Below are 3,782 nucleotides of genomic sequence, written 5' to 3'. Positions count from 1 at the left end.
CAGCTCTCGGGCGGGATGGCGCAGCGGGTGATGATCGCCGCCGCGTTGTCGGCGGACCCGGAGCTGGTGATCGCCGACGAGCCGACCACGGCGCTGGACGTGACCGTGCAGGCGCAGATCCTCGACCTGATCGACGACCTGCAGCGCGACTTCAACTCCGCGGTCATCATCATCACCCACGACCTCGGGGTCATTGCGGAGATGGCCGACGACGTGCTGGTGATGTACGCCGGCCGCGCGGTCGAGAGCGGACAGACCAAGTCGATCCTGACCCTGCCGGAGATGCCCTACACGTGGGGGCTCCTGAGCAGCGTGCCCGACATCACCGGCGACGTCGACGCCCGGCTGATCCCGATCCCGGGGACGCCGCCGAGCCTGCTCAACCCGCCTTCCGGGTGTCCGTTCCACCCGCGGTGCCCGCACGTCGACAAGGTGACCGGCGACCTGTGCCGCACCACGCTGCCGGAGCTGGCGCAGGCATCGCAGCCCGGCCACCTCAAGCGCTGCCACCTGGTCAACCCCGACGAGATCTACCTCAAGGAGGTCCTGCCCGAGGCCGCTCCCGACCTGGTCGACCCGGAGACCGGCGAGGTCATCCCCGAGCTCCAGGAGCAGATCGCCGAGATCCAGGGCGAGTCCTCATGAGCACCGACCTGACGCCCCAGCCCGACCGGGCCTCGACCCCGCGCGTCAACGGGACGGGGGAGACCCTGCTCGAGGTGCGCAACCTGGTGAAGCACTTCCCGGTGCACTCCTCCGGTGTCATCCGCAGGGTGATCGGCCAGGTGCAGGCGGTGGACGGCGTCTCGTTCGCCGTGCCCCGGGGTGGCTCGCTCGGTCTCGTCGGCGAGTCGGGCTGCGGCAAGTCGACGACCGGCCGGGTCATCACCCGCCTCTACGAGCCGACGTCCGGCGAGATGCTCTTCGAGGGCCAGGACATGGCCAAGCTGTCCAAGCGGGAGATGCTGCCGCTGCGCAAAGAGGTCCAGATGATCTTCCAGGACCCCTACAGCTCGCTGAACCCGCGGCACACGGTCGGCACGATCGTCGGGATCCCGCTTCGGGTGCACAAGGTGGTGCCGGACAACAAGGTCCTCGACCGGGTCCGCGAGCTGCTCGAGGTCGTGGGCCTCAACCCCGAGCACTACAACCGCTATCCCAACGAGTTCTCCGGCGGCCAGCGCCAGCGCATCGGGATCGCCCGAGCCCTCGCGCTCCACCCCAAGCTGCTGGTGGCGGACGAGCCCGTCTCGGCGCTGGACGTCTCCATCCAGGCGCAGGTCGTGAACCTCCTCCAGGACGTCCAGAGGGAGTTCGGGATCGCCTTCCTCTTCATCGCGCACGACCTGTCGGTGGTGCGGCACTTCTGTCCCGAGGTCGCGGTGATGTACCTCGGCAAGATCGTGGAGATCGCCGACCGTGAGTCGCTCTACGAGCACGCGCACCACCCCTACACCCAGGCGCTGCTCTCCGCGGTGCCCGACGTCAAGCAGGCCGCGATCGGTGGGCGCCGCGAGCGGATCCGGCTGACCGGCGACGTACCCAGCCCGATCGACCCGCCGTCCGGGTGCCGGTTCCGCACCCGCTGCGAGCTGGCGCAGGACATCTGCGCGCGCCACGAGCCACCACTGCTGCAGATCGGTCCGCGGCACAAGGTGGCCTGTCACTTCGCCGGCGAGCTCGGCCACCACCCGGCGCAGCCGGTGACCGCTCCGCTGTACGCCGAGGGCCGGCCGACCGAGCAGGCCAACCGCCTCGTCGAGGTGAGCACCGACATCGAGTTCGGCCCGAGGTGGCTCGACCTGCCGTCGGGAGAGGTGGTCGCCGAAGGACGGACGGTCGCCGGTGGCGGCACCGGCCGGGGCGACGATCTCCCAGGTCAGAGCTGATCTGCAGGACGATCGACGCCGTCTATCGTGGCGAGGCCCCGAGACCAGATCGTTACCGGGTCGCGACTTGCGGTGCGGCCCGGGTCACATAGAGTGCCGAGAGCCGGTGGGGCCTTCCCCCTGCCGCGGGCTGAGGCTGTGAAAGGGAGACCAGGTGACGCTCACTGCATCGAACCTGGAGTCGCACAGCGACGACCACTTCGGCGACACTGATACCGACGTACAAGCAGGCCGAGTCGATGTTCAGGGGCGTTCCCCTCTCAGACTCGCATGGGGTCGTTTCCGCGCGGACAAGCTGTCCATGCTGGCCCTGGCCGTCACGATGCTCTTCGTCCTCACCGCGATCGCCTCGCCGATCCTGGAGCGGATCGGCGTGCTGGATCCCTACACCTTCCACCAGGACCTGCTCGACCCCAACACCGGCGGATACCCGAAGGGGTTCTGGGGCGGCATCAGCGCCTCGCACCCGATGGGCGTCGAGCCGCAGTCGGGTCGTGACGTCCTCTCGAGGCTGATGCTCGGCGCGACCCTCTCCCTGACGATCGCCCTGTCCGCGGCGATCATCACCATCGTCATCGGCACGATCCTCGGCATCATCGCCGGGTTCACCGGTGGCTTCGTCGACTCCGCGATCGGCCGGTTCATCGACCTGACCCTGGCCTTCCCCGCGACCCTGATGCTCCTGGGCCTCTCGCAGGTCGTGGTCGACCGGATGCTCCAGATCGGCATACCCAACGGACCGAACGGCGCCTTCGTCAACGGTCTCTACATCGTGGTCGTGCTGGCCCTCTTCGGGTGGCCGCCCGTGGCACGACTCATCCGCGGGCAGGTGTTCAGTGTCCGCGAGCGGGAGTTCGTGGACGCCGCGATCCTGATGGGCGCCTCGCGCCGCCGGATCTACTTCAAGGAGATCCTGCCCAACCTGTGGGCGCCGCTCCTGGTCTACTTCACGCTCCTGATGCCGGCCTACGTCTCGGCCGAGGCCGCGTTGAGCTTCCTCGGCGTGGGCATCAAGAACCCCACGCCGACCCTGGGCAACGTCCTCAACAGCGCGGTCAGCTACGCCGAAGGCGACTTCTTCTTCTTCTTCGCGCCGGCAGCGATCATCGCGGCCATCGTCATCGCGTTCAACCTCCTCGGCGACGGGGCGCGCGACGCCCTCGACCCGAAGGCCGGTCGTTAGGCAGAAACGACCGAACCACAGAGCTTTCCTACAGGAAAGAAGCGCCGGATCTCGGCGAGACACATCCCCTCCGAAGGAGATAACAGATGGGAACCACAAGGAAGCGGCTGGTAGCAGCAGTCGCATCCCTGGCAGCCGCCGCGTTCGTGGCCGGTTGCGGTGGCGACTCGGGAAGCGGTAACGGTCCGAGCGACAACACCAAGCAGACGGTCAGCGCCGATGTCCCCAAGGGTGGCACGGTGTTCTCCCTGGAGCAGTCGGTGACCCAGTCGTGGGACCCGCAGCGGACCTACACCGGTCGTGACATGGCCAACATGGGCAGGCTCTTCTCGCGCGGCCTGGTGATGTTGCCATCCGGCGAGACCGACCCCGAGAAGGGCAACACCCCGATCCCCGACCTGGCCACCGACACCGGCCAGTCCAACGAGGACGCCACGCAGTGGTCGTTCACCCTCAAGGACGGCCCGGTCTGGCAGGACGGCAAGCCGGTCACCTGTGAGGACGCGAAGTACGGCGTGTCGCGGACCTTCGCGACCGACGTGATCACCGGCGGCCCCAACTACATCATCGGCTACCTCGACATCCCCGAGGACGCCGACGGTTCGCCGGCCTACAAGGGCCCCTACACCGGTCAGGGTCAGGACCTCTTCGACAAGGCCGTGACCTGTGACGGCAACACCATCACCTACCGGTTCAAGAAGCCGTGGCCG

4 protein-coding genes are annotated in these 3,782 nt (G+C 68.1%); all 4 read left to right on the top strand.

The features are described 5' to 3' along the window. Nucleotides 1–645: ABC transporter ATP-binding protein (locus tag VFV89_RS08840; protein ID WP_329705560.1), on the top strand; the 645-nt coding region annotated here is incomplete at its 5' end. Next, nucleotides 642–1,889, top strand: a complete 1,248-nt coding sequence (locus VFV89_RS08835; protein WP_329705559.1) for a dipeptide ABC transporter ATP-binding protein — start codon at nt 642–644, stop codon at nt 1,887–1,889. The genes VFV89_RS08840 and VFV89_RS08835, both read left to right, overlap by 4 nt. 154 nt (nt 1,890–2,043) lie before the next feature. Continuing rightward, nucleotides 2,044–3,072, top strand: coding sequence for an ABC transporter permease (locus VFV89_RS08830; protein WP_329705558.1), 1,029 nt, complete (start codon nt 2,044–2,046; stop codon nt 3,070–3,072). Between the two features lie 86 nt (nt 3,073–3,158). Beyond that, nucleotides 3,159–3,782, top strand: a 624-nt coding sequence (locus VFV89_RS08825) for an ABC transporter substrate-binding protein (protein WP_329705557.1), incomplete at its 3' end; no start/stop codon positions are given.

Origin of the sequence: Nocardioides sp., assembly GCF_036274455.1 — a bacterium.
Lineage (GTDB): Bacteria > Actinomycetota > Actinomycetes > Propionibacteriales > Nocardioidaceae > Nocardioides.
The sequence above is the reverse complement of the archived record's forward strand: the minus strand, read 5'-3'. Positions and strand labels throughout refer to the sequence as shown.

Coding starts and splice junctions, on each gene's coding strand:
- VFV89_RS08835 (WP_329705559.1), top strand. CDS start 642: ATGAGCACCGACCTGACGCCCCAGCCCGACCGGGCCTCGACCCCGCGC.